The sequence below is a fragment of the Bradyrhizobium roseum genome (genome assembly GCF_030413175.1).
GTDB lineage: Bacteria > Pseudomonadota > Alphaproteobacteria > Rhizobiales > Xanthobacteraceae > Bradyrhizobium > Bradyrhizobium roseum.
In genome coordinates, this window is the sequence record NZ_CP129212.1 from 4114244 (window position 1) to 4140762 (window position 26519).

At 64.2% G+C, this 26519-nt stretch carries 22 protein-coding genes; 12 read left to right on the plus strand and 10 right to left on the minus strand.

Annotation, left to right across the window (positions count from 1 at the left end; genetic code table 11):
• Positions 1-29 precede the first annotated feature (29 nt).
• The 3 genes from QUH67_RS19840 to QUH67_RS19850 all read left to right on the plus strand — a co-directional run bounded on the left by QUH67_RS19840 (position 30) and on the right by QUH67_RS19850 (position 2313).
• Entirely contained in the window at positions 30-620 is a 591-nt protein-coding gene (locus QUH67_RS19840; RefSeq protein WP_300940553.1) for a glutathione peroxidase, read from the plus strand.
• A 178-nt stretch (positions 621-798) separates the two neighbouring features.
• On the plus strand, positions 799-1746 hold the full coding sequence (locus QUH67_RS19845) for a polysaccharide deacetylase family protein (protein ID WP_300940554.1): 948 nt from the start codon (positions 799-801) through the stop codon (positions 1744-1746).
• 57 nt (positions 1747-1803) lie between these two features.
• A complete protein-coding gene (locus tag QUH67_RS19850; protein WP_300948105.1) occupies positions 1804-2313 on the plus strand; it encodes a dihydrofolate reductase in 510 nt (169 codons plus the stop codon).
• 10 nt (positions 2314-2323) lie between these two features.
• On the opposite strand, the gene QUH67_RS19855 is transcribed toward QUH67_RS19850, so the two are convergent.
• Together QUH67_RS19855 and QUH67_RS19860 are read right to left on the minus strand one after the other, a co-directional pair.
• Entirely contained in the window at positions 2324-2776 is a 453-nt protein-coding gene (locus tag QUH67_RS19855) for a DoxX family protein (protein ID WP_300940556.1), read from the minus strand.
• A gap of 260 nt (positions 2777-3036) precedes the next feature.
• A complete protein-coding gene (locus tag QUH67_RS19860) occupies positions 3037-5346 on the minus strand; it encodes an NADP-dependent malic enzyme (protein ID WP_300940557.1) in 2310 nt (769 codons plus the stop codon).
• A 257-nt stretch (positions 5347-5603) separates the two neighbouring features.
• Between QUH67_RS19860 and QUH67_RS19865 the strand changes: the two genes are divergently transcribed.
• Positions 5604-7580 carry a hypothetical protein gene (locus QUH67_RS19865; protein WP_300940558.1) on the plus strand — a complete coding sequence of 659 codons (1977 nt, stop codon included), beginning with the start codon at positions 5604-5606 and terminating at the stop codon, positions 7578-7580.
• Between the two features lie 13 nt (positions 7581-7593).
• On the opposite strand, the gene aspS is transcribed toward QUH67_RS19865, so the two are convergent.
• Positions 7594-9369, minus strand: a complete 1776-nt coding sequence (gene aspS / locus QUH67_RS19870; protein ID WP_300940559.1) for an aspartate--tRNA ligase — start codon at positions 9367-9369, stop codon at positions 7594-7596.
• A 192-nt stretch (positions 9370-9561) separates the two neighbouring features.
• Here aspS and QUH67_RS19875 point away from each other — a divergent pair, with 192 nt between their 5' ends.
• Positions 9562-11031, plus strand: coding sequence for a protein adenylyltransferase SelO (locus QUH67_RS19875; RefSeq protein WP_300940560.1), 1470 nt, complete (start codon positions 9562-9564; stop codon positions 11029-11031).
• Between the two features lie 526 nt (positions 11032-11557).
• Positions 11558-12706 carry a ribonuclease D gene (rnd, locus tag QUH67_RS19880; RefSeq protein ID WP_300940562.1) on the plus strand — a complete coding sequence of 383 codons (1149 nt, stop codon included), beginning with the start codon at positions 11558-11560 and terminating at the stop codon, positions 12704-12706.
• 169 nt (positions 12707-12875) lie between these two features.
• Here rnd and QUH67_RS19885 read toward each other — a convergent pair whose 3' ends face one another.
• The 4 genes from QUH67_RS19885 to purM all read right to left on the minus strand — a co-directional run bounded on the left by QUH67_RS19885 (position 12876) and on the right by purM (position 16741).
• Positions 12876-13997 carry an autotransporter outer membrane beta-barrel domain-containing protein gene (locus QUH67_RS19885; RefSeq protein WP_300940563.1) on the minus strand — a complete coding sequence of 374 codons (1122 nt, stop codon included), beginning with the start codon at positions 13995-13997 and terminating at the stop codon, positions 12876-12878.
• A 224-nt stretch (positions 13998-14221) separates the two neighbouring features.
• Positions 14222-14953: a glutathione S-transferase family protein gene (locus QUH67_RS19890; protein WP_300940564.1), complete on the minus strand. Its 732-nt coding sequence runs from the start codon at positions 14951-14953 to the stop codon at positions 14222-14224.
• A gap of 64 nt (positions 14954-15017) precedes the next feature.
• Positions 15018-15671, minus strand: a complete 654-nt coding sequence (gene purN, locus QUH67_RS19895; protein ID WP_300940565.1) for a phosphoribosylglycinamide formyltransferase — start codon at positions 15669-15671, stop codon at positions 15018-15020.
• Positions 15668-16741, minus strand: a complete 1074-nt coding sequence (purM, locus tag QUH67_RS19900) for a phosphoribosylformylglycinamidine cyclo-ligase (protein WP_300940567.1) — start codon at positions 16739-16741, stop codon at positions 15668-15670. Before purM ends, purN begins: the two co-directional genes overlap by 4 nt.
• 150 nt (positions 16742-16891) lie before the next feature.
• Here purM and QUH67_RS19905 point away from each other — a divergent pair, with 150 nt between their 5' ends.
• The 6 genes from QUH67_RS19905 to QUH67_RS19930 all read left to right on the plus strand — a co-directional run bounded on the left by QUH67_RS19905 (position 16892) and on the right by QUH67_RS19930 (position 23278).
• On the plus strand, positions 16892-17434 hold the full coding sequence (locus QUH67_RS19905; protein ID WP_300940568.1) for a CDP-alcohol phosphatidyltransferase family protein: 543 nt from the start codon (positions 16892-16894) through the stop codon (positions 17432-17434).
• A gap of 97 nt (positions 17435-17531) precedes the next feature.
• Positions 17532-18209 (plus strand): P-loop NTPase family protein, encoded by a 678-nt coding sequence (locus QUH67_RS19910; RefSeq protein ID WP_300940570.1) that lies wholly within the window; start codon positions 17532-17534, stop codon positions 18207-18209.
• A 148-nt stretch (positions 18210-18357) separates the two neighbouring features.
• The gene (locus QUH67_RS19915; RefSeq protein ID WP_300940571.1) at positions 18358-20556 is read left to right on the plus strand and encodes an RNA degradosome polyphosphate kinase; all 2199 of its coding nucleotides are present in this window, start codon (positions 18358-18360) and stop codon (positions 20554-20556) included.
• Positions 20557-20568: 12 nt separating this feature from the next.
• The gene (ppx, locus tag QUH67_RS19920; RefSeq protein ID WP_300940572.1) at positions 20569-22071 is read left to right on the plus strand and encodes an exopolyphosphatase; all 1503 of its coding nucleotides are present in this window, start codon (positions 20569-20571) and stop codon (positions 22069-22071) included.
• A gap of 398 nt (positions 22072-22469) precedes the next feature.
• Entirely contained in the window at positions 22470-22775 is a 306-nt protein-coding gene (locus QUH67_RS19925; protein ID WP_320416083.1) for a DUF1801 domain-containing protein, read from the plus strand.
• 56 nt (positions 22776-22831) lie between these two features.
• Positions 22832-23278, plus strand: coding sequence for a DUF1801 domain-containing protein (locus QUH67_RS19930; RefSeq protein WP_300940573.1), 447 nt, complete (start codon positions 22832-22834; stop codon positions 23276-23278).
• 49 nt (positions 23279-23327) lie between these two features.
• On the opposite strand, the gene QUH67_RS19935 is transcribed toward QUH67_RS19930, so the two are convergent.
• The 3 genes from QUH67_RS19935 to QUH67_RS19945 form a co-directional block, all read right to left on the minus strand.
• Positions 23328-23531, minus strand: a complete 204-nt coding sequence (locus QUH67_RS19935; protein WP_300940575.1) for a hypothetical protein — start codon at positions 23529-23531, stop codon at positions 23328-23330.
• A gap of 219 nt (positions 23532-23750) precedes the next feature.
• On the minus strand, positions 23751-26072 hold the full coding sequence (locus QUH67_RS19940) for a xanthine dehydrogenase family protein molybdopterin-binding subunit (protein ID WP_300940576.1): 2322 nt from the start codon (positions 26070-26072) through the stop codon (positions 23751-23753).
• Positions 26073-26147: 75 nt separating this feature from the next.
• Positions 26148-26363: a hypothetical protein gene (locus QUH67_RS19945; RefSeq protein WP_300948107.1), complete on the minus strand. Its 216-nt coding sequence runs from the start codon at positions 26361-26363 to the stop codon at positions 26148-26150.
• Positions 26364-26519 lie beyond the last annotated feature (156 nt).

The following is a 26519-nucleotide window of genomic DNA, read 5'->3' on the forward strand; positions in this document are numbered from 1 at the left end:
CAGCCCAAAACATTTCGTCGAGGTTTCCCATGATGGACCGCAGGAGCGTGGTATCGGCGGCGCTGGCAGCGATCGCGGCCGCTGCCGCGAGCAGGCAAGCCCTGGCGCAGTCCGGCATGAGCCGGATCACGGCTTACGGTTTTTCATTTCCCGGATTGGCCGGCGGCGATATCCGGCTTTCCGAGTTCGCCGGAAAGCCGATCATGATCGTCAACACCGCGTCGCTCTGTGGCTTCACCCCGCAATATGCCGGACTGCAGGAATTGTGGACCGAATTTCACGACCGCGGCCTGATGATCATCGGCGTCCCCTCCAACGATTTCGGCGGCCAGGAGCCGGGTGGCGCAGCCGAAATTGCCGCGACGGCGCAGCACCACCACGTCGCCTTTCCGATCGCTGCGAAGGCCGCAGTCAAGGGACCGAACGCGCATCCGTTCTACAAATGGGCGGCGGAAGCGCGACCGAAGGATGTTCCGCGCTGGAACTTCCACAAATACCTGATCGGTCGCGACGGATATATCGCCGACGTTTTCCCGCAGTCCGTCGAACCCGTAGATACACGGGTGAAAACCGCCATTGCGCGGGCTCTGAGTCAAAGCGTTTCCGAACGGGCCGGGTAACGATTCGCGCCAGGAAAACGCGTCAAAAAGACCACAAGAGTCCTGAATTGACTGCAGCATTACAAATCGGCTGGGCGCAACCGCGGACGTTGCGTTGGCGCGGCTGGTCCGACTAGATTACTGTGAATCGGGCATGGGACGCCGGGCGGCGGCAGGATTCGAATCTAAGGAAAACAAGATGCGTATTGCGGCAGGGCTGATCATTGCGGGTGCGGTTTCGCTGTTGGCATCGAGCGCGGCCTGGTCACAGGCGCTGCCCCCCGCCAGAGCCCCGGCACCCGCCCCCCAGGCGGTGCCCGCCCCTGCCCCGCCGCCCACGCCGGTTTCGACGCGCCCGCCCTGCAACAATCCGAATGCGCTCGGCATCGGCCGCACTGTCGAGATCGACACGACGGGCGGTCCCGGCTTCGGCTTCGAGCATTTCAAGGAGCTCGACTTCCTGCGCGACAAGGAAGTGGTGCTGACCTTCGACGACGGTCCGTGGCCGGTGAACACGCCTTCGGTCCTCAAGACGCTGGCGGATGAATGCACCACCGGCATCTTCTTCCCGATCGGCAAGCACGCCACCTATTATCCCGAAATCCTGCGGCAGGTGATGGCGGCCGGCCATTCGGTCGGCTCGCACACCTGGTCGCATGCCGCCCTCGTCAACAAGAAGCTGACCGAGCAGCAGCGCAAGGATGAAATCGAAAAAGGATTCAGCGCCGTGAAATGGGCGCTGGGCGGCAAGGCGCCGGCGCCGTTCTTCCGTTTCCCGGCACTGCAGCACCCGCCGGAAATGGTGACCTATCTCGGCAGCCGCGACGTCGGCATCTTCTCCTGCGATCTCGATTCCTTCGACTTCAAGGCGAGCAAGGCGCAGACCATCATCGACACCGTGATGCGCAAGGTCGAAAAGAACGGCAAGGGCATCATCCTGATGCACGACTTCCAGAAGCATACCGCCGAAGCCCTGCCCGAGCTTTTGAAGAAGCTCAAGGAAGGCGGCTACAAGGTGGTCGCGATGCGCGCCAAGGCGCCGATCCAAACGCTCGCGCAATATGACGAGGACATCGTCAAGGATTTGAAGCTGCCGACCGTGAGCTCTCGTCCGGTTTCCAGCGTCGTGCAGACGATCTCGGAATAGCGCGGCGCAACTGTGGCGCTGCGCATCGAGGGCTACGTCATCGTTTCCGCGGACGGCATGCTGGCCGACGCGCGCAACGTCATGCCGGACGAATTGAAGTTCGAGGGCGACAAGGCGTTCTTCACAAATGCCCTCGACTGCGCCGACCTGATCGTGCATGGCCGCAATTCCTACGAGGACCAGCCGAACTCGCCGCGGCGTAAGCGGATCTTTCTAACGCGCAAGGTCGCGTCGACCGCACCCGATCCGGCCAATCCGAAATCGACCCTGTGGAATCCCGACGGCGCGTCGTTTGAGGCCGCTTGCCACCATGCGGGAGTCAATGCCGGCACGGTTGCCGTGATCGGCGGCCCCGGCGTGTTCGACATGTTCATGGACCGCTACGATGTGTTCTGGCTCTCCGTGGCGCCGAATGTCTACCTGCCCGGCGGCGAGCCCTGCTTTCCCGGCGTCCCTGCCCGTTCGCCGCAGCAGATCCTCGCGGCGCACGGCCTGCGCGCCGGCGAGCCGCAGATGCTCGATCCGGCCGAAGACGTCAGCGTCACGCCGTGGCGGCGCGACGCTTGAACGCACTGGACTACACGTCCCCGTAAGCCGCCTCGGCGGGCCGCGGACCGCGGCCGTAGCCTGCGATCATGAACAGCGCGCCGATGAGCGAGAGGTTCTTCAGGGCGTCGATCAGCGTCCTGGCGTTTTCAGGCGCCGGCTGGTTCCAGAAATCGTGGAAGTAGAAGGTCGCGGCGATCACGAAGACGATCAGCAGCATCGCAAAGAACCGCGCGCCGAAATTCACCGCGATCATCAGGCCGGCGAGGATCTCGAAACCGCCGGCGGCATACGCCAGGATTTGCGGCATCGGCAAGCCCGCCATGGTTTCGAGCTGCGAGGTATAGGGCGCGAGCTGCGCCGGAATGATCACCTTGGACGCGATGTAGTCTGCCGTCTGCTGGATCGCGAAAAGCTTGGTCGCTCCCGTGTACATGAAGAGAACGGCGAACAGAACTCGCCCGAAGGTTACTAACGCTGGCATGGGATCGGCCTCACTGGATGGCATGCAAAAAGAGCAGGCGGCAAGAAACGATTATGGGCGTTTCATCTCGACTTTTCAAACGCTTAAATCGAAACCACCCGCGCAGGGGCCTGCGCGGACTCACGGTCTAACCTGACCTTCCGATCGAAGCAGAACCAAGGCGCTTTTTTGATCATAGCGTTTTCAGGAGACGCTACCAGCGCCCCCGGGGAAGAAATGCTCCAGGGCGACCGACCGAATCGCCGGTCCTGAAACCCGCCCTACCCGAACAGCGTCGGCTGCGCGCGGCCGGCGCGCTCCTGGGCTTCGACGGCGGCGACCGCCGTCATGTTGAGCACGCCGCGCGCCGTCACCCCGGGGGTGAGGATATGCGCCGGACGCGCCGGCCCGATCAGGATCGGCCCCACCGGCAACGCATCCGCCAGCGTCTTGATCATCTGGTAGGCGACGTTGGCGGTGTCGAGGTTCGGCATGATCAGGATATTGGCGTCGCCTTCAAGGTTGGAATGCGGCAGCACCAGTTTTCGCGCCGCAGCCAGCAGCGCGGTATCGCCCTGCATCTCGCCGTCGGCCTCGATCTCCGGGTGCTTCTCCTTCAACAGCGCGGTGGCGCGGCCCATCTTGCGCGAGGAATCGGTGTCGTAGCTGCCGAAGTCGGAATGCGAGACGAAAGCAACGCGCGGCTTCATGTTGAAGCGCTGCACATGATTGGCCGCCAGCGAGGCCATCTCGCAGAGTTCCTCGGCGCTCGGGTTCGGCCGCACCTGCGTGTCGGCGATGAAGTACGAACCCTTGCTGGTGATCATCATCGACAGCGCTGCGAAATCGCTGACGCCCGGCAAAAAGCCGACGATTTCCCGGACATGCCGCAGGTGGCTCATGTAGCGGCCTTCGACGCCGCACAGCATCGCATCGGCCTCGCCGCGGACCACCGCAAGTGCTGCGATCACCGTGTTGTTGGTGCGAACGACGGTGCGCGCGGCTTCCGGCGTCACGCCGCGCCGGCCGGCGACGTCGATATAGGTCTGCACGTAGGAGCGGTAGCGCGGATCGTCCTCGGGATTGACGAGATCGAAATCCTGCCCGGCCTTGATCGAGAGGCCGAAGCGCTTGAGCCTGGCCTCGACGACGGAGGGACGCCCGACCAGGATCGGCCGGGCCAGTTTTTCCTCCAGCACCACCTGCGTGGCGCGCAGCACGCGCTCGTCCTCGCCCTCGGCATAGATCACGCGCACCGGCTGGGTCTTGGCCTTGGCGAACACGGGTTTCATCACGAGGCCGGAGCGGAACGCAAAGCGTTCCAGCAGCGCGGTGTATTCGTCGAAATTCGTGATCGGCCGCGTCGCCACGCCGGACTCCATCGCAGCCTTCGCCACCGCCGGCGCGATGCGCAGGATCAGCCGCGGATCGAACGGACTGGGGATCAGCGAGCCCGTGCCAAACCCCTGGGTCTCGGCACCGTCGAAGCCGCGGGCAACCGCATCCGACGGCGGATCGCGCGCGAGCTGCGCGATGGCGTCGACGGCGGCGTGCTTCATTTCCTCATTAATGCTGGTGGCGCCGACATCGAGCGCGCCGCGAAAGATGAACGGGAAGCACAGCACGTTGTTGACCTGGTTCGGGAAGTCGGAGCGGCCGGTGCAGATCATCGCGTCGGGGCGGGCTTTCCGCGCCTCTTCCGGCATGATTTCCGGATTCGGATTGGCCAGCGCCATCACCAGCGGCTTGTCGGCCATCGTCTTGACCATCTCCGGTTTCAGCACGTCGGGCGCGGATAATCCCAGGAAGATATCCGCGCCGCCGATCACGTCGGCCAGCACGCGGGCGCTGGTCTTCTGCGCATAGACCGCCTTCCAGCGGTCCATCAGCGTGTTGCGGCCCTCATGCACCACGCCGTCGATGTCGCAGACCCAGATGTTCTTGCGTTGCGCGCCGAGCGACACCAGAAGATTCAGGCACGCGATCGCGGCCGCGCCGGCGCCCGAGCAGACGATCTTCACATCGGAGAGCTTCTTGCCGTTCAGCAGCAGCGCGTTGGTGATCGCGGCGCCGACGATGATGGCGGTGCCATGCTGGTCGTCGTGGAACACCGGGATCTTCATCCGCTCCTTGAGCTGCGCTTCGATCTCGAAGCACTCCGGTCCCTTGATGTCTTCGAGGTTGATGCCACCGAACGTCGGCTCCAGCGCGGCCACCGTCTCGACCACGCGTTCGATGGTGTCGGCGGCGATTTCGATGTCGAAGACGTCGATGCCGGCGAATTTCTTGAACAGGACCGCCTTGCCTTCCATGACCGGCTTGGAGGCCAGCGGGCCGATATTGCCCAATCCCAATACGGCGGTGCCGTTGGAGACAACGGCAACCAGATTGGCGCGGGCCGTCAGCGACGCCGCTTCGGCCGGATTGTTGGCGATTTCGGTACACGCGGCGGCAACGCCGGGGGAATAGGCCAGCGCAAGGTCGCGCTGGTTGGCGAGCGGCTTGGTCGCCTGGATCTCGAGTTTACCCGGCCGGGGCAGCCTGTGATACGCCAGCGCCGCGGCGCGAAGGTCCTCAGAATACGACGACATGCATTTCCCCCACGGGCTTTCACGGCCTCGAATCACGCGCGAGGCCGGTCTTTATTCGAACCATCAGTTTTGCGGCAGATTCAGTTGGATGTGAAGCACGGGCAACCGCTTGGATGCAACATCGGAGGGCGTTCTCTCAACAAGGAGGCATCGACGCAGTGCACCAAAGCCGGTAGCATATTATCCTTCCTACACCATCCCCTTGACCGACATGTGGCAATTTTGCCTCCGCCATGCCGGCGTCCGGAGCACAACCAATGGTAAAGATCGTGATGGGCCTGGTCGCCGCGGTGGCGATCGCGGTGGGCGGCTTCTTCGGCTTCGAGTTTTATGCGCAACACCGGGTCGCCAGCGAAATAGCGACCGCGTTCGAACAAATCAGAGCCGGCGGCGGCAAGGCAAGCCACGGCAAGGTGTCGTTCGACGCGCGCAGCCGCACGGTCAGGATCGCCGATATCGCGACCGAAACGGCCTCGCAGCCGCCGGTCAGCGTAAAGATCGCCAGCCTCACGGCTACCGGGGTCCATCAGCCGGATACGGGGAAATTCTCCGCCGACAGCATCGAAGCGTCGGATGTCGAAATCGGCGGCAGCATTGGCGGTGCGGCCGGGGGGCGCATTTCCTACAAGATGCCACGGCTCGACATGAAGGACTACAACGGCCCCGCGGGCCTGCCGACGCAGCCCGCTTCTGCCTCCATGATCGGGGCCTATCGATCCGCGCTGGCGCAGTTTGCCGCGGTCTCCGCGTCTTCGATCACCGTGCCCTCGATCGTCGGAACCATGACCAATTTCGGCGCGGTAACTTCGGCTGACTTCACCTATAGCGGCGTCGCATTGCGCGACATCAAGAGCGGCAAAATCGCGTCGGCGCAGATCGAGCGCAACGCGTTCACGGCCAGCACCCAGCAAGCGGGCAAATCCGACAAATTGACCGGCGAAATCCTCAATTTCGTTTCGCGCGATATCGACGCCGCGGCGGTCGCCGCCATTCTCGATCCGCAAATGGCGAACGAGGACAAATACCAACGCTTCTACGGTCAAACGACCGCCGGCCCCTACACCATTAAGTCCGCGCAGGGCATGCGCATGCGCATCGAGGAAATGAGCCTCGACGACATCAGCGGGCGGCCGTCACGGCTGCAGATTCCGTCGCTGCTCACGCTGATGCCACCGGCCGGCGCCACGCCGACGCCGGCCCAGGCGCGAGAAATCATGGAGAGGATGGCTAACATCTATGAGGGCATCCGGATCGGAAAAGCCGAAATGCGCGGCATGTCGGTGGAAACGCCGGAGGGCCCGGTCAAGCTCGCCGCGATCCGGTTCAGTCTGGAGAACGGCAAGGTCGGCGAATTCGCGATCGAGGGCGTCGACGGACGCACATCCAAGGGCCCCGTCAAGGTCGGGCGCTTCGCGCTCAAATCCCTTGATGTCGCCGGCTTGTTGCGCATGGCAGCGGAGTTCTCGAGCACGGGGCAGCCGCCGTCACCCGACAAAGCGCTGGCGCTCATCCCGCTGATCGAGGGCGTCGAACTGAAGGGCTTCACAGCGCCGTACAAGGACATGGGCAAGCCGCTCAGCATCGACGCGTTCGCCTTGGACTGGAGCCAGTTCGTCGGCCCGATCCCGAGCAAGACACGGCTGGCGATGAAAATGTCGGCTCCCCTCGATGCGCGAGATGCCGGGCAGAAAGCGCTGGTCATGGGCGGCCTGGACCGGGCGGCGATCAATCTCGATTTCGGAACCGCCTGGACGGAAAACTCCGGCGAATTCGTGTTCGAGCCGGTGGCGCTCGAAATCGGCGGCCTCATGAAAGCCTCGGCGCGGGTATCGCTTGCCAACGTACCGAAGGCGATGTTCTCGGCCGACCCGGCCAGGGCGATGGTCGCGGCGGTGCAGCTCCAAGCCGGCACGATCGAACTTAATTTGCGCGACACCGGCGGCGTCGATCTTGGAGTCGCTCAATACGCCCGCACCCGAAACGTCAGCCGCGAGGACGCAAGGAAAGCGATCGCTCAGAGCATCAGGGACACCAGCACAACCGAGACCCTTTCAGCCACAATGGAGGCGCTCAGGGGCGCGCTGATCAGCTTTGTCGAGACCCCCGGGCAAGCGCTGATCGTCAAGCTGACGCCGCGCGCAAAAGTGCCGGCGTTGCAGCTTTTTCAACTGCTGAAGACCGACCCGCTGCTCGCGCTGGCGCAATTCCGGATCGAGGCTTCGACGGGGCTGTGAGCTGCCCCGAGTCCTAGCCCTTTTCCGGCAAGTTCAGCCGGATGTGCAACTCGCGAAGCTGCTTGATCGCGACCTCCGACGGCGCGCCCATCAGCAGGTCGACGGCCTGCTGGTTCATCGGGAACAGCGATATCTCGCGCAGATTCGTGGTGCCGCAAAGCAGCATCACGATGCGGTCGACACCCGCCGCCATGCCGCCATGCGGCGGCGCGCCGTACTGGAACGCGCGGTACATGCCGCCAAACCGTTCGACCACGTCGTTCTCGCCATAGCCCGCGATCTCGAACGCTTTCACCATGGCTTCCGGCTTGTGGTTTCGGATGCCGCCGGAGGCGATCTCGTAGCCGTTGCAGACGATGTCGTACTGGAACGCCTTGATGGTCAGCGGGTCCTTGGTCTGCAGCGCTTCGAGGCCGCCCTGCGGCATCGAGAACGGGTTGTGCGAGAAGTCGATCTTCTTCTCGGTCTCGTCATATTCGTACATCGGGAAGTCGACAATCCAGGCGAGTTCGAACCGGTCCTTGTCGACCTGGTTCAGATCCTCGCCGACCTTGGTGCGCGCGAGCCCCGAAAACTTCCAGAACTTGTCGGGGTCGCCAGCCACGAAGAACGCGGCGTCGCCGTCCTTCAATCCGAGCTGGCTGCGGATCGCCGCGGTCCGTTCCGCGCCGATGTTGTTGGCAAGTGGACCCGCGCCCTCGCCGCCCTCACGCCACATAATGTAGCCGAGGCCGGGCTGGCCTTCGCCTTGCGCCCACGAGTTCATGCGGTCGCAGAACGCGCGCGATCCACCGCCGGGTCCGGGGATCGCCCAGACCTGGTTCTTTGGATCTTCCAGCATCCGCGCGAACACCTTGAAGCCGGAGCCGCGGAAATGCTCGGAGACATCCTGCATCTCGAGCGGGTTACGCAAATCGGGCTTGTCGCTGCCGTATTTCTTCAAGGCTTCGGCAAACGGAATCTTCCGCCAGCCTTTTGTCACCGGCTTGCCCTTGGCGAATTCCTCGAACACGCCCGTGATCACCGGCTCCATCGCCGTGAACACGTCCTCCTGCTCGACAAAGCTCATCTCGACGTCGAGCTGATAAAACTCGCCCGGCAGGCGATCGGCGCGCGGATCCTCGTCGCGGAAACACGGCGCGATCTGGAAGTAGCGGTCGAAGCCCGACATCATCAGCAGCTGCTTGTATTGCTGCGGCGCCTGCGGCAGCGCGTAGAATTTGCCGGGATGAATGCGCGACGGCACCAGGAAATCCCGCGCGCCTTCCGGCGATGACGCCGTCAGGATCGGGGTCTGGAACTCAAAGAAGCCCTGCTCCTTCATCCGCTTGCGCATCGAGTCGACGATGGCGCCGCGGGTCATGATGTTTTGGTGCAGCTTTTCGCGGCGCAAGTCGAGGAAGCGGTATTTCAGCCGGATATCCTCGGGGTATTCCTGCTCGCCGAACACTGGCAGCGGCAGCTCGGCCGCGGGCCCAAGCACCTCGATCTCGCTGACATACACCTCGACCATGCCGGTCGGCAGTTCCGGATTGTCGGTGCCCTCGGGGCGGCGGCGCACCTTGCCGTCGATCCGTACCACCCATTCCGAGCGGAACTTTTCCACTTCCTTGAACGCCGGCGAGTCCGGGTCAGCCACGCATTGGGTGATGCCGTAATGGTCGCGCAAATCGATGAACAGCACGCCGCCATGGTCGCGGATACGATGGCACCAGCCGGAAAGACGGGCGGTCTGGCCGATGTCGCTGTCGCGGAGCGCGCCGCATGTATGTGACCGGTAGCGATGCATGGTATTCCCAAAAAACAGATGTCGGAGGTCAGAATCGGGGGCAAAAGCCCGCGCGAATTGCCGGAGGGTTTACCCGACGCGGAACGGGGCGGCAACCAATGGCGAGGCCTGTTTCGGGCCCGGGAAGCGAGATTTACGCTCTCATCCGCCCGAACCGTTTGCCTATTCCGTGCCCGCGCCTATCTTTGGGTCATGACCGTCCATTTCCCGTTCCAGAACACCTATTCGGCCCTGCCGGCGAGCTTTTTCGCCCGCGTGGCCCCGACCCCCGTGGCTGCGCCCCGGCTGATCAAGCTGAACCGGCCGCTCGCCCTCCAGCTCGGGCTCGATCCCGACCTGCTGGAGAGCCCGGAAGGCGCCGAAATCCTCGCCGGAAAGCGCCTGCCCGACGGGGCCGACCCGATCGCGATGGCCTATGCCGGCCACCAGTTCGGCCATTTCGTGCCCCAACTGGGCGACGGAAGGGCGATCCTGCTCGGCGAGGTCATCGACAAGGATGGCATCCGCCGCGACATCCAGCTCAAGGGATCCGGCCCGACGCCGTTCTCGCGCCGGGGCGACGGCCGCGCCGCGCTCGGGCCGGTGTTGAGGGAATACATCGTCAGCGAGGCGATGTGTGCGTTGGGCATTCCGACTACGCGTTCGCTCGCCGCGGTAACGTCAGGCGAGCGCGTGCAGCGTGAAACCATGCTGCCCGGCGCGGTGCTGACGCGCGTGGCGTCGAGCCATATCCGCGTCGGCACATTCCAGTTCTTCGCCGCGCGCGGCGACACCGACGGCGTGCGGAAACTCGCCGACCATGTCATCGCGCGCCACTACCCCGACATCGGGATGGCCGAGCGCCCCTATCACGCGCTGCTCGAACGCGTCGTCGCGCGTCAGGCCGATCTGGTCGCGCGCTGGCTGCTGGTCGGCTTCATCCACGGCGTCATGAACACCGACAATACATCCGTCTCGGGCGAGACCATCGATTACGGCCCCTGCGCCTTCATGGACGACTACAACCCCGCACAGGTGTTTTCGTCGATCGACGAGATGGGCCGCTACGCCTATGCCAACCAGCCGCAGATCGCGCTGTGGAATCTGACGCGGCTGGCCGAATGCCTGCTGCCGCTGTTGGCCGACGACAAGGACAAGGCGATCGAACAGGCGCAAATGATCCTCGGCGAGTTCGCCGAAAAATTCACCACAGCCTACCAGTCGGGCCTGCGCAAAAAGATCGGCCTGTTCATCGCGCGCGACGGCGACGAAGCGCTGGTGCAGGACCTGCTCGACGCCATGGCAAAGAATGCCGCCGACTTCACCCTTACCTTCCGTGGCTTGGCAAATGCCGCAGCGGATTCCGACGACAGCGTTCGCGCGCAATTCACCGATCCCGCAGCCTTCGACGAATGGGCCGTGCGCTGGCGAACACGCATCGCCGACGAACCGCAATCACCGGCCGAACGGCAGGCCGCGATGCGTGCGGTCAATCCGGCCTTCATCCCGCGCAACCACCGCGTCGAGGCCGTGATCCAGGCGGCCCTGAACGACGATTACGCGCCGTTCGAGGAATTGCTGGCGGTGCTGTCGAAGCCGTATGAGGATCAGCCGCAATTCGCGGCCTACACCGAGCCGCCGCTGCCCGAGCAGCGCGTCACGCAGACGTTCTGCGGGACGTGAGGCGCCAGTCTCGCTGCGTCATTGCGAGCGCCGCGAAGCAATCCATCGTTCAACAAGCGGACAGATGGATTGCTTCGCGGCGCTCGCAGTGACGTAGTAAGAGCAGCCATTAACCCAATTCCTTAAGCTCCCGTCCACCATCCGCACGCACGCGTCCTCACCTGGTTCCACAAATTAAGAAGCCCTCAACGCGCGCCCCACAATCTATCGATATATTGGGGGAGAATTGCCGTGGACGCGTTTGCTTTCGAAATCATAGGAATGGCGATGATCGGGCTCTGCCTCATCGTGCTCGCGATCCCGTCGGGCCGCCGTCGGTCCCGGCACATCCGGTACGAGTAATCCCGACCATAAGCCAAGCTCAAAGGGCCTGCCCGGTACGTTCCTGCCGTCTACAACACCCAGCCCCCATTGAGTCGCAAAAAAGCCGTGCTCAGGCTCAAATGAACGGCTCAAATCTCCCGCGACACCCTTGACATATCAGCGTTTTCGGCAGAACGCCTGTCGGAAGCGTCATGGATTGTTCATGGATCTGATCACCACCACTTCCGACCTCGCCGCCGCCTGCTCCCGGCTCGCCCAGCACAAGGTCATCACCGTCGACACCGAGTTCCTGCGGGAGACGACCTACTATCCCCTGCTCTGCGTCGTGCAGATGGCGAGCGCGGACGAAGCCGTCGTGGTCGACACGCTGGCGCCCGGCATCGACCTGAAACCGTTCTTCGAATTGATGGGCAACGAGGCGGTGCTGAAGGTGTTTCACGCCGCGCGCCAGGACATCGAGATCGTCTGGCACCTGTCGAACACCATTCCGCACCCGATCTTCGACACCCAGGTCGCGGCCATGGTGCTCGGCTATGGCGACAGCATCGCCTACGACCAGCTCGTCGAGCGCGTCACCGGCCACCGGCCCGACAAGACGCATCGTTTCACCGACTGGTCGCGCCGCCCGCTGACCCCCGAACAGATGCATTACGCGGTCTCCGACGTCACCCATTTGCGGGATGTCTTTGCGGCGCTGGACGCAGACCTGAAGAAGCGCAGCCGCAGCGACTGGGTCAGCGAGGAAATGGAAGTTCTGACCTCGCCGAAGACCTACGATTTCCATCCCGAGCGCGCCTGGGAGCGGCTGAAGACGCGCGTGCGCAAGCCGAAGGAACTCGCGGTGCTGATGGAGGTCGCGGCCTGGCGCGAGCAGGAAGCGCAGAGCCGCGACGTGCCGCGCTCGCGCGTCTTGAAGGACGACGCGGTCGGCGATATCGCCACCCACGCGCCGACCTCGCTGGAGCGTCTCGCCAATCTGCGCTCGCTACCGAAGGGTTTTGACCGCTCCAAATGGGGCACCGACATCGTCGCCGCCGTGCAGCGCGGCCTGGCCCGCGATCCGCAAACGCTGCCGAAGATCGAAAAGCCGCGCGGCAATTCGAACGGCGCGGCCACCGTCGAGCTGTTGAAGGTGCTGCTGCGGATGACGTCAGAGCGCCACGCCGTCGCCAGCAAGGTGATCGCCACCGTCGACGACCTCGACCAGATCGCCGCCGACGACAACGCCGACGTCGCCGCTTTGCACGGCTGGCGCCGCGAATTGTTCGGCGACGCCGCCCTGGCGCTGAAGCACGGCCGGCTGGCGCTCGCGATCGAAAAAGGCCGCGTCGTCAGGGTCGATCGGGTGTAGCAATCTTTCCCTTCTCCCCTTGTGGGAGAAGGTGGCGCGAAGCGCCGGATGAGGGGTTCTAGCCGCACGATAGACAGGTGGTTGCGGAAACAGACCCCTCACCCGTCTCGAATGAGCTACAGCTCATTCGATCCACCCTCTCCCACAAGGGGAGAGGGTAGCAGCGCCCCTACCACTTCAATTCCAGCCCCAGCGTGCCCTGATGCGATTGCATCGCCGCGCGCAGCTTGGCGTCGTAATTCACGTAGAGCCGCGCCGCATTCGTCAGGCTGAGCGAGGCCGACGCCCCGGCATCGGCGCCGTAGCGGCTTTCGCCGATACCCTGGAACGTGATGCTCTGCGCGCCCTGGCTCACGGTGATGTCGGAGAAATTCTGCACGAGGTTGTCGACGAACTTGCCGTAGCCGGAGATGTCGAAAATCTTGCCGTCAAGAATCCAGTAGCGGCCGACCTCCGCGCCGATCAACAGCCGCCCGCGCTGCACGGTGGCGCCCGTCGCCGTCGCCGGATCAAGGCCGCCGATCTCCTGCAACGACCCCGTCCGCGCCTGGACGTATTCGAACGCCGCCTTGGGCACGATACGGCCCTGGTCGCGGGTCCAGTAGTAGCTGACCTCGCTGAGCATGCCGTCGAGCCGCGCATTGTAGCCGGCGGTCGCAATGCCGAACCCGGTGTCGCGGCGCGAGTTGATATTGCCGAAGCCATGAACCACCGCGCTGGCCCAGGTCCACGGCCCGCTGTCGACCGAGGCGGTGAACCCGATCTGGGTCAGGTCGATCGTCGCCGATTGCAGCGCCAGCGGGATATCGATCGCAGAACGGCTCTGGTCGACCGACAATCCGATATTGATGCCCGGTGCGACCCGCGCGCCGATCCCGGCGACCCCGCCCCAGGTCTTCCTGGTGTCACCGACGAAATCGCCGACCGCGCCGTTCTTCGTATAATTGCCGTAGCCTTCGAACCAGGTCCGATAGCGCGGCGCTTCCGTGTTTTCGGAAGCACCGCCGCCGCCCGGGTTGGTGCGCTGCAGGCGGTTGAACCCGTTGGATTGGTTGCCGAGCCGCTCCAGGAAACTGCTGCCGAGATTGGCTAGCGCCGCGTTGGACGACACCATCGAATTGACGGTCATCGGCGTCATTTCGGGCGCCGGTTGCGTTGGAGGCGTCGGCGGTGTTTGCGCGTGCGCAGCGGACGTGATGCCGATCAAAACGGACGCCATCGCGACCAGCCGCGCCGGCGCGTCACCGATCCGGATTTTCCATGCTCGCGATCGCTGCAGTGAGCCGCGCATGTAATCCATTCCCAAGAGCAAAACCATCGGCTCGAAAAACGCGCAAATCCCGATCAATCGGGCTGATTTGCGCTCAGTTCGTCCGATGGGTCAATCGGTTAGCCGTCGGACTGGCCCATGAATAAAGGTATTGTTGTTTGGCTGCCACAGCCCGCGCAAGACAGGAATCCGATTTCCGGCTCGCTCGCTTGATGCCTCGTCGAAGGGTCACCCTGCCTTTGCGTTCACGCCGCGGCCTGGCAGCCCGCAATCTCGTCGAGTTCCGGATAGAATCGCGCGGTCATCCGGCTGACATAGCGCCGTAAATTGTCATGGCTGGCGGCCGCCCGCTGCAGGTCGGATTCGAACAGCGGACAAATCGCACTGACCGCGAAGGCGAACATCGTGGCGTCGATGCCGGCCGGTGCGCTGCCCATGAAAAACGTCTTGTCGCCGAGATAGGCCGCCATCGCGTCGATCGAGCGGATTCCGATGGCCGTGATCTCATCCGCCGAGTGCCGGCCGATCCCCTGCCCGTGCAAGGTCTTGCGCAGCCGGCGGCGGATCAGCGAGACGACGACAGGGCGGACCGGCGCGGGCACGCCCTTGAAGAAATTGACCGGCCCTTTGCGGAAATTGGCATCGATCATCCAGCGGAAGTAGACGCTGGCCCAGTACAGACTGTCCTCGGCCATTTTCTCGAACGCCCATGAAATCGCGAGCTGCTCGGCGGTGAGGCCCTGGTCGAAATCGATGCCGTATTTCTTTTCCAGGTGCCAGCGGATCAATGTGGAATCGCCCAGCAACAGGCCGTCGTCGTCGATGTACGGAATCTTGCCCTTCGGCGCTTTCGAAAAGCTCATCAGCGCCTTCTTGAAGGGAAGCTTCGACATCCGCAACAAGGTCTCGGCCTTGGTCACGAACGGGCTTGCGTCTGGCAGGCCGAAATTGGGCCCGGAACCGTAGAGCGTGATCATGGAAACCTCGACGATTTTGCCGCACGCTTCTATCGCGCCCGTGCGTCCACATGGGCAGATAATATCAGACCGTCAGCGGCGAGATAAGCGTGCCGTCGCGATCGGTGCCGCCGGCGACCTGGCAGACGTTGCCCTCAAGCCGAAGCTTGCCGCTCGCCAGCAGCCGCAGCGCCTCCGGGTAGATCCGGTGCTCGATGCCGAGGATACGCTGCGACAGCGTCTCGGGGGTATCGTCATCGCCGACCATGACCGCGCCCTGCATGACGATCGGTCCGGCGTCGGTTTCGGGGATCACGAAATGGACCGTCGCGCCGGAGAGCTTCACCCCGGCCTGCAGCGCCTGGCCGTGCGGATCGAGGCCGGGAAAGGATGGCAGCAGCGAGGGATGAATGTTGAGCATCTTGCCGTACCAGCGCTGCACGAATTCGGCGGTGAACAGCCGCATGAACCCGCCCAGGCAGATCAGGTCGACCTTGTGCTGCTCCAGCGACCGCTGCAGCACGGCTTCAAAACCGGCGCGATCCTTGCCGAACGGCTTGCTCTCGATGACGACGGTTGCGATCCCGCTGGCGGCGGCCTTCTGCAGCCCGGCGGCATCCGCGCGGTTGGAAATCACGGCGACGATCTCGGCCGGAAAGTCCGCAGCTTTCGCCGCATCGATCAGCGCAGCCATGTTGGACCCGCGTCCCGAAATCAGGATGGCGACGCGGCGCTTCATTGCGTGAGATCGAGGTGACCGTTGTAGACCACGCGATGCTCGCCCGCCGCCGGGATCACCTCGCCGAGCAGGGCGACGGTCTCGCCGCTTTCGGTCAAGACGTCCGTCACCTGCGCGATCGCGTCCGCTTTCACGATCGCGATCATGCCGATGCCGCAGTTGAAGGTGCGCAGCAATTCGAGTTCGGCGATGCCGCCCTCGGCCGCCAGCCACTTGAACACCGGCAGCACCGGCAGCCGCGCCAGGTCGATGCCGACCCCGAGATGCTTGGGAAGCACGCGCGGAATGTTGTCGGTGAAACCGCCGCCGGTGATGTGGGCGAGGCCCTTGATGGCCCCGGTCTCGCGGATCGCGCGCAGGCAGGATTTCACATAGAGCCGCGTCGGCGTCAGCAGCGCGCCGCCGAGCGTCATCACCGGCGAGAACGGCGCCGGGGCATCGAAGCCGAGCCCGGACTGTTCGACGATCTTGCGGACCAGCGAAAAGCCGTTGGAGTGAACGCCCGACGAGGCGAGGCCGATCACCGCGTCGCCCGCCCCGATATCCTTGCTCGGCAACAGCGTGCCGCGCTCGGCGGCGCCAACTGCAAAGCCCGCGAGGTCGTAATCGCCGTCCTTGTAGAGCCCCGGCATTTCGGCGGTCTCGCCGCCGATCAGGGCGCAGCCGGATTCCCGGCAGCCCTCGGCGACGCCGGCCACGATGGTGGCCGCAGCTTCCGGATCGAGCTTGCCGCAGGCAAAATAGTCCAGGAAGAACAGCGGTTCCGCGCCCTGCACCACGAGGTCGTTGACCGACATCGCCACTAGGTCGATGCCGATGCCGCCATGCAGCCCGGTCTCGATCGCAATCTTGACCTTGGTGCCGACTCCGTCAGTCGCGGCCACCAGCACGGGGTCCTTGAACCCGGCCGCCTTGAGGTCGAACAGGCCGCCGAACCCGCCGATTTCGGCGTCGGCGCCCGCCCGGGCCGTGGCGCGGACCATCGGCTTGATCAGGTCGACCAGACGGTTGCCTGCGTCGATATCGACCCCCGAATCGGCGTAAGTGAGCCCGTTTTTGCGGTCGTTCATGCCCAAATTCCAGTATGATGACCGCTGGTTACGAGGATTTCCGCGATCCTGCAATGGCTCGCGGGCGTCTGACACATATACTATGTAGATAAGAGCCGGCAGAACCCGCCAGGGGCCGGATTTAGGCCGGGAGCCGGGGAAGCGACCGAGTTGAGTATTCCGAATATCATTACGCTGGGCCGCATCATCCTGGTACCGGTCATCGTCTGGGCGATCGTCTCCAGCCAGATGGAGATCGCCTTCGCGATCTTCGTCATCGCCGGCGTCAGCGACGCCGTCGACGGCTTTCTCGCCAAGCGTTTCAACATGGCGAGCGAGCTGGGCGCCCTGCTCGACCCGCTTGCCGACAAGGCGCTGCTGGTGTCGATCTTCGTGGCGCTCGGCATCTGGGGCGCGGTACCGCGCTGGATCGTGATACTCGTGGTGTCCCGCGACATCATGATCGTCATGGCCGTGATCGTTTCTTGGCTGTTCGACAAGCCGATTCCGATGAAACCGCTGATGGTGTCGAAACTCAACACCGTGGCGCAGGTGGCGTTCGCGGCGCTGGTGCTGGCGTCGCTCGGCTTCAATTTCACGCCGGCGCCCTATGACGTGATCCTGATGGGTCTTGTTACGGTCTTTACTTTGGTTTCGATCTCGCTCTATCTCGTCGAGTGGGTGCGGCACATGAGCACGATCGACGGGCACTAACCATTTCGCTTGTTTTGACGCGTTCCTTTACACGGACCGGTGCCCCCTTCGCCTGAAAACGCTATGAAGGCTGCCGGATTCCGGCCTGGAGATTTGCGTGGCAGTTCGCGTTCACCCCCGTCAGCTGGCCTTTACATTGCCGCATGCGGAGAGCCTGACCCGCGACAATTTCCTGGAAGGGCCGTCCAATGAAGCAGCGCTTGCGCTGATCGAAAGCTGGCCGGACTGGCCGAACCGCATCATGCTGCTGGTCGGCCCCGAAGGCTCCGGCAAGAGCCACCTCGCCTCGATCTGGGCCGAGCAGGCCGGCGCGCGCTCGATCTCGGCGCACGCGCTCGGCCCCACATCCGTTCCGGGCGCGCTCGCGACCGGCGCGCTGGTGGTTGAGGATCTGAGGCCTGCCGACTTCGACGAACGCGCGCTGTTTCACCTGTTCAATCTCGCGCGTGAGGACGAAGCCTATGTGCTGATCACCGGCCGCGTTCCGCCGGCCGCGTTCGAGGTCGAACTGCGCGATCTTCGCTCCCGGCTGCGCGCCGCGCCCGTGGTGTCGCTGCTGCCGCCGGATGACCTGCTGTTTCGCGGTTTGATCGTGAAATTCTGCGCGGACCGCCAGCTGAGCATCGACGAGAGCGTCGTGAGCTACCTCGTCACCCGGATCGAGCGTTCCTACGCCGCCGCCCGCCAGGCGGTCGAACGGCTCGATACCGAGGCCCTGCGGCTCGGCCGGCCAGTGACCCGGGCGCTGGCGGCGGAACTGTTGCGCGAAGCCTGACTGTTGAAGCGTCTGCTGCTTCCTGCCGCCTTGACGGCGGCCTCTGGCGGAACATCAATGTCATTGAAACGTCATCGGCATATCACATGCTGCCGGCTGGATTTCCCCTATTGTCCGCCATGCCTCTCGCGATATGGATAAAAGCCTTATGGAATCGTCGCAAGCCATTGAAATAAAAGAAAAAGAGGCGACTTCCGAAGCTCCACATTCTATCGCCGCGAGCCCCGAGCGATTCATCAACCGGGAACTCTCCTGGCTGCATTTCAACCGCCGGGTGCTCGAGGAGTCGGTCAATCCGGGCCATCCGGTGCTGGAGCGGGTCCGGTTCCTGTCGATATCCGCCAATAACCTTGATGAGTTCTTCATGGTCCGCGTCGCCGGCATCAAGGCGCAGGTTCGCGAGGGCATCGCCGAACGCAGCCCCGATGGCCTGACGCCGGCCGAGCAACTGGTCCTCATCAACAAGACGGTTTCGGAACTCGCCTCCGACCAGCAAGCGATCTGGCGCGATCTGCGCGCCATCCTGTCCGAAACCCGCATCATGCTGGTCGATGGCCACGACTTCACCAAGGCCGAGCGCAGCTGGCTCGAGGATTATTTCCTCCGCAGCATCTTCCCCTTGCTGACGCCGCTGGCAATCGACCCGGCACACCCGTTTCCGTTCATCCCGAGTCTCGGCTTCACCATCGCGCTGCAGCTGGCGCGGGTGTCCGACGGCAAGGCGATGAACGCGCTGATCCGCATGCCGGGCAAGATCGACCGCTTCATCCGCATGCCTGCCGGCAAGGACGGCGCGGTGAACCTGATCCCGCTGGAGCAAGCCACCGGCCTGTTCATCGGCCGTCTGTTTCCCGGCTATACCGTCAACGGCCAGGGCGCTTTCCGCATCATCCGCGACTCCGAACTCGAAATCGAGGAAGAGGCGGAGGATCTGGTCCGGCTGTTCGAGAGCGCACTGAAGCGACGTCGGCGTGGTTCGGTGATCCGCCTCGAGATGGAAGCCAAGATGCCGGAGGCGCTGCGCGGATTCGTGCAGCAGGCGCTTTCCGCCGCCGACGATGAAGTATTTCTGGTCGACGGCGTGCTGGCGATGAACGAGCTTTCGCAGCTCACCCGGCTCGACCGGCCCGACCTCGAATTTGCGCCTTATGTGCCGCGGCATCCCGAACGGGTGCGCGACCATGGCGGCGACATTTTCGCGGCGATCCGCCAGAAGGACCTGATCGTCCATCACCCCTACGAATCCTTCGACGTGGTCGTGCAGTTCCTGCAGCAGGCGGCGCGCGACCCCGATGTGGTCGCCATCAAGCAGACGCTCTATCGCACCTCGAATAATTCGCCGATCGTGCGCGCACTCGCCGAGGCCGCCGAGGCCGGCAAGTCCGTGACAGCCTTGATCGAACTGAAGGCGCGGTTCGACGAGGAGGCCAACATCCGCTGGGCGCGCGATCTCGAACGCGCCGGCGTGCAGGTGGTGTACGGCTTTCTCGAACTGAAAACCCACGCCAAGCTGTCGATGGTGGTGCGGCGCGAGGGCGGCAATCTCACGACCTATGTTCATACCGGTACCGGCAACTACCATCCGGTGACGGCGCGAATCTATACCGATCTGTCCTACTTCACCTCGGACCCGATCATCGGCCGCGACGCGGCACGGGTATTCAACTACATCACTGGCTATGCCGAACCGAGCGATATCGAGCGAATGGCGGTGTCGCCGCTGACGCTGCGCACGCGCATCATCGAACACATCAAGGGCGAGGCCAGTCATGCCCGGCACGGCAAGCCGGGTGTCATCTGGATGAAGATGAACTCACTGGTCGACCCCGACGTGATCGACGCGCTTTACGAGGCCTCGCAGGCCGGCGTGACGGTCGAACTGGTGGTCCGCGGCATCTGCTGCCTGCGGCCGGGCATTCCCGGGCTATCCGACAACATCCGGGTCAAGTCGATCATTGGCCGATTCCTGGAGCACACCCGAATCTACTGCTTTGGTATGGGGCAAGGCCTGCCGGGCGCCAAAGCGGCTGTGTATATCTCGTCCGCCGACATGATGCCGCGGAACCTCGACCGCCGCGTCGAGGTGCTCTGTCCGTTGCAAAATCCCACGGTACATCAACAGGTTCTCGAACAGATCATGGTCGCCAACCTGAAGGATACCGAGCAGAGCTGGCAGTTGTTGCCGGATGGGTCGTCTACGCGTATGAAGGCCGCAAAAGGCGAAGAGCCGTTCAACCTGCACAACTATTTCATGACGAATCCGAGTCTGTCTGGCCGTGGAAAGTCTCTCAAGGAATCTTCGCCGCGCCGGCTCACGCGGCGTAACGAGCGCCAGCAATCCTCATAGCGGACCGCGGCCGTGAAGCGGCCGCGCAAGCGCGCTTCCAGCGTTGCCGTCATCGACATCGGTTCGAACTCGGTTCGTCTCGTTGTCTATGAGACGATGGCGCGCAGCCTCGTCACCGTCTTCAACGAGAAGGCGCTGTGCGGACTCGGCCGCGAGGTGCAGAGTACCGGCCTGCTGGCCGAGGATGCGGTTGCCAAAGCGCTGGCGGCGCTGCGGCGCTTCCGCGCGTTGTGCAAAATCCAGCAGGTCGGGCGCGTCTTCGCCATCGCCACCGCTGCCTGCCGCGACGCCAAGAACGGTCCCGATTTCATCGTCAAGGCCGAGCGCATCTGCGGCGCCGAAATTCAAATTCTCTCCGGACCGCGCGAAGCAAAACTTTCCGCGCTCGGCGTCGTCTCCGGCATCCATAATCCCGATGGCATCGTCGGCGATCTCGGCGGCGGCTCACTCGAACTGATCGACGTGCATCGTGGCCGTGTCAGCAGCGGCGTCACGCTGCCGCTAGGCAGCCTGGCGCTGCAGGACCTGTCGCAGAAATCGCTGAAGCGCGCCGAGGGCATCGTCAGCAACGGCCTGTCCGGCGTGGCCCAGCTCAAGGCCGGAAGCGGCCGAACCTTCTACGCGGTCGGCGGCACCTGGCGCGCGCTGGCGCGGATCCACATTGTGCAGAGCGGCTATCCGCTGCGGGTGATGCACGGCTATGAGCTGCCAGCCGCAGACGCGCTGGACTTCGCCCGGCGCCTGCGCCGGCTGGCCGCCGCCAACATGCTGGCCGACATCGAAGTGGTCGCCGCCGCACGGCGTCCGCTGCTGACTTACGCCGCGCTGGTGCTCGAATACATCATCCGCGTCGGCCGGCCGAAGACCATCGTGTTCTCGACGTTTGGCGTCCGCGAAGGCCTGTTTTACGAGATGCTGCCACCGCAGGAGCGCGCCAAGGACGGCTTCATCTGCGCCGCGCAGACCCTGAACGGGCTGCTGTCACGCTCGGCGCGCCATGCCGAGGAACTGGTCGCATGGACCGATCGGCTGGTGCGCGTCGTGAAGCTGCGCGAGACCGCAGAAGACCGCCGCCTGCGCCACGCCGCCTGCCTGCTCTCCGATGTCGGCTGGCGCGTGCATCCCGACCATCGCGGCGAAGAAACGCTGAGCCTGATCACCAACGGCAATTTCGGTTCGATCAGCCATCAGGGCCGCGCCTTCGTCGCGCTGTCGGTGTTTTATCGCTACGCCGGCCTCAGCGAGGAAAACGAACCGCCGACGCGGATCCGCGAGCTGGTGCCACCGGCGATGGATGAACGCGCCCGGCTTCTCGGCGCCGCGTTCCGCGTCGCGCATCTGATTTCGGCGGCACGCACCGGCGTACTGCCCGCGACGCACTTTCGCTCGCAGGGCCGCAAGCTGATGCTGGTGTTCGAGCATCGCATGGTCGACCTCGTCGCGGACCGTGTCGGCAGCCGCTTCAAGCAACTGGCGCGGCTGGTCGGGCGCACCGGATCGATCGTGCGGAAGTAAGACGGCCGAACCGCCGGGAGTCAGGAACAGCGTCGGCATCGTCGACGAAATAGTCGGCGATACGTAGCATCCCGAACTGCAAGGCCGGTGCGCCGATTGGCACGCGCAAGCGGCGCGACCTAGCCCTCGCGCCTGAATACGCTGAACTGGGAGAAGCAAGCCGCCTGGGTGGGCCTGCTGGTGTTGCTGCTCCGCGGTCTGTACCTGTTCGCGATGCCCTATGCCGCCGAACGGCGCGGGGCACGCGGCATCAGCGGACAGGTGTGACGCCATGGCCGGCAAGACGTCTGCGAAATCGGAAGGCCGCAAGGAAGGCAGCCACCAAGCGGCCCGCCGCAACGCCCGCACTCCTCTCAGGCGGCAATCCTCAGATCGCAAAGAGCGACGGCGATGCTCCCGTGCAGGCCTCCATCGCGGCCATGCCGGGCTGGAAACGCGACATCGGACGGCACCTCGACGCCCTCATCGAGCGCACCGTCCCCGGCGTGCGCAAGGCCGTGAAATGGAATTCGCCGTTTTATGGCGTCGAGGATCAAGGCGGCTGGTTCCTCAGCTTTCCCTGCATCACAAAATACGTCAAAGTGACGTTCTTCCGCGGCACCTCGTTTCGCCCTCTTACATCAGGCGAATCCAGGCACGAGGAAGTGCGCTACCTCGATATCCATGAAGACGAACGGTTCGACAAAGCTCAGCTTGCGGCATAGGTGAAGCAAGCCAGCCAATTGCCCGGCGAACGACTGTGATCCGAAAGACGACAGCCATGACGAAGGCACCGGCAAGCGTGAAGCGCGGCACAAAGGACGCCAAAGGCGGCAACACTCCAGCCCAACACATCGACGCACGAATCCAGGAGCTGGACGACTGGCGCGGCGAGATGCTTGCGCGCATCCGCGGCATCATCAAGCAAGCCGTCCCCGACGTCGTCGAGGAGTGGAAATGGCGCGGCGTGCCGGTATGGGAGCGCGACGGCATTATCTGCACCGGCGAGACCTACAAGGCCGTCGTGAAGATGACCTTTGCCAAAGGTGCCGCGCTGGACGATCCGACGGACCTTTTCAACTCGAGCCTCGAAGGCAACACCCGACGCGCTATCGATTTCCATCAGGGCGACAAGATCGATGAGAAGGCGCTGAAAGCGCTGATCCGCGAGGCGGCGGCATTGAACGCTTCGGCGCGCGCGGCCCGAAAGAAACCGAAGAGCGCTTGACGAGCGGCCGATCGGCGAGTGTGCAACCCGCGCCTGACGGTTACGGCATTTAGCCCGGTTTCTCGGCGCGACTCTTTATGTCCGACAGTGTGTTGCCGATCATGGGCATCGGCTGCGCATCCTTGGCCACTTCATCAGCGAGCAGCCGCAACAGCATTTGATAACGCGCCTCGTCGCGAGTCGGATCGCTTTCGGCGATCGCAATAAGCTTGCGATATCGAATGATATTTTCGTCGTGGATGAAGTCTTGCATTGCGCCCTCCGGGCGTTGTGCAACGCGGCGCTGGTGGCGACATAATGTGCTGCTCCCGACACAACGCAAGAGTTTAGTAACGCGGCATACAATTTTATGCTGTCAAGCGCGCTTGTCGTAAAGCAAAGGGACGGAACTCTGATTGGGGCAGCTTGCACCCGCTGACGAATGCCAACGCGTCGGCGGGCCGAGCAGGCGCACCGCCACGCCAAGGTAGCTTCAGTCAGATGTTTGCGATCCAGCCGCCCGGATCGCCTGCCAGATTCGGGCGGACGTTGCAGGCATGTCGAGACGCTTCACGCCGAGCGGTGCCAGCGCGTTGACTACGGCGTTCATGATGGTGGCGGGGGCGGCGATGGCGCCGGCCTGGCCGCTTCCCTTCACGCCGAGACGGTTGGCGCGGCTGGGAAAGTCGTCGGTCAAATCGCCCTCGAAAAAGGGAATATCGTCGGCGCGCGGCAACGCGTAATCCATCAGCGAGCCCGACAGGTTCTGTCCGGTTTCCGGATCGAACAGCGCGTGCTCGAACAGCGCCTGCCCGATGCCCTGCACCACGCCGCCATGAACCTGACCGAGCGTCTGCCGCGGATCGAGCAGCCGGCCGTAGTCATCAAAGATGACGTAGCGGTCCAGCCTGACCTTGCCGGTCTCAGGATCGATCTCGACTTCGGCGACGTGGCAGCCATTGGGAAAGGTGTAGCGGTCGCACAGATGGGTTGCCCGGTGCGCCAGCCCGGGCGCGACGTCATCGCCAGGCGTCTGACGAGAGGCGCGCGCCACTTCCTCGAGGCTGATCTCCTGCCCGGTCGCCGCCACGCGCAACATCCCTGCCTCGTAGCGAACCGCTTCCACACTTGCCTGCAGCAGGCGGGCAGCCAGCCGCCGCGCGTTCTCGATGACGCCTTCGGCGGCCATCAACAGCGCGGTGCCGCCCTGATGCATCGAGCGAGCCCCGCCGTGCCCGCCGCCGGAGTCCAGATCGTCCGTATCACCCTGCCGGAATCGAAAACGCTCCGCCGGCAGGCCGAACGCATCGGCAGCGATCTGTGCGTACGTGGTCTCATGTCCTTGGCCGTTGGAATGCGTGCCAACCATCAGATCAATCCGGCCGTCGTCACCGACACGCACCTCCGCCACCTCGTTGGGCGTGCCGCGCGCGGTTTCGAGGAAACACGCATAGCCGAGGCCACGGAGCCTGCCCTGCTTGCGGGAGGCGCGGCGGCGCGCCTCGAAGCCCGCAGCGGCCTTGGCTGCGTGATCGATCGCATGGGCAAAACGGCCCTGCTCGACCGTAAGCCCCATCGCGCTGGCATAGGGAAAGCGTCGAAAGATGTTCTTGCGCCGCAGTTTCAGGGGATCCAGGCCGAGCTGCGCGGCTGCGATATCGATGCAGCGCTCGATCAGGTAGTTCGCCTCGGGCTTGCCGGCGCCGCGATAGGCATCGACCGGGGTCGTGTGGGTGAACACGCCGCTCGACTGAAAGGCGATCAGCGGAATGGCGTAGACCCCGCCCATCGCGCTCGCCATCGCCATCGTTGGCACGACCGGCGCCACCGTCGAGACGTAGGCGCCGAGATTGGCGAGAACCTTGGTTTCGAGCGCGAGGAAGCGGCCATCGCCATCAAGCGCGAGGCGCGCGCGGATCAGGCTGTCGCGGCCATGGACGGAGCCGGTAAAGTCCTCGCTGCGATCGCCGATCCACGCGACCTGCCGGCCGAGCCGGCGCGCCGCCCACAGCACCAGCACCCATTCCGGGTAGAGCACGTTCTTCATTCCGAAACCGCCGCCGACGTCGGGAATGCTGACACGAAGCTTATCCCTGCCGATGCGGAACACGCCGTCGGCCAGCAGGTCGCGGATCGCGTGCGCGCCGGCGGCCGAGGCGGTCAGGTGCAGACGGCTGCTCGCCGCATCGAACTCCCCCAGCGCGCCGCGCGTCTCCATCGGCGCGGCGACGACGCGGTTATTGACGAGCTCGCATTCGACCACGTGGGCGGCGTCGCGGATCGCGGCTTCCACCGGGCCGATCTCGCCACGGTTGAACCGGAAGCCGATGTTGCCCCGCGCTTCCGGCCAGACCGCAGGGGTATTCGGTTGAACGGCATCCGCGATCGCCACCACCGGCGGCAGCGGCGCATAGTCGACGACAACGGCCTCTGCAGCATCGCGCGCGGCCCCTTCAGTTTCGGCAACGACGAAAGCAACGGGTTCACCGACATAGCGAACGGTATCGCGCGCCAGCGCGTAACAGGGCGGCACCACCAGCGGCGTCGTCATCGGTACTGTTGTCACCGCGCAGGGTAGCGGGCCAAGATCGTCGGCGGCCAAATCCTGCCCGGTGAGCACGGCCGCGACGCCGGGCATTTGGCGCGCCGCATCGGCATCGATCGCGACGATCCGCGCATGCGCGTGCGGCGATCGAACCACCACGCCATGCAGGGCCTCCGGCGCCATGAGGTCGGCGACATAGCGCCCGCGCCCCCGCACGAAGCGCTCGTCTTCGAGCCGGTTGACGCTGCGTCCCAATAACGGTTCGGTCATGGCAAACTGTATGGAATCCCGCGGCGGCAAAATCAATCGGCGCCGCGGCGGCGGGCGCTGCCGATCGTGGAGCTGTCAGCGCCGCGCCAGTTGCAATTCCATCAGTGGCAGTCGTTGCAGGACGACGGGATTGCGCTCGCCGCGATGGGCTTCGCGCAAAATCGCTTCGGCGATGGCTTGAACGTGGCTGGAATGGACCGGTTCGGGGAGCGAGGCCACTGCGGCGTCAAGTGCGGCCTCCATTACCGAGATCACCTCGGGCGGAAACGACGCATGGGAAAAGTCCTTCATGACGGCCGTGACCAAAAGCTGCGGCTGCCAACACGTTCCCGCATCGGGATGCAGCGGCAGCCCCGCTTTGAAGCATGATGTGCCTATCCCTGGAACACCCTGAACAAGTCTTGCTGGTGCCAGATCGTTCCTCGCTCGCAAACAAATCGCCGTGCA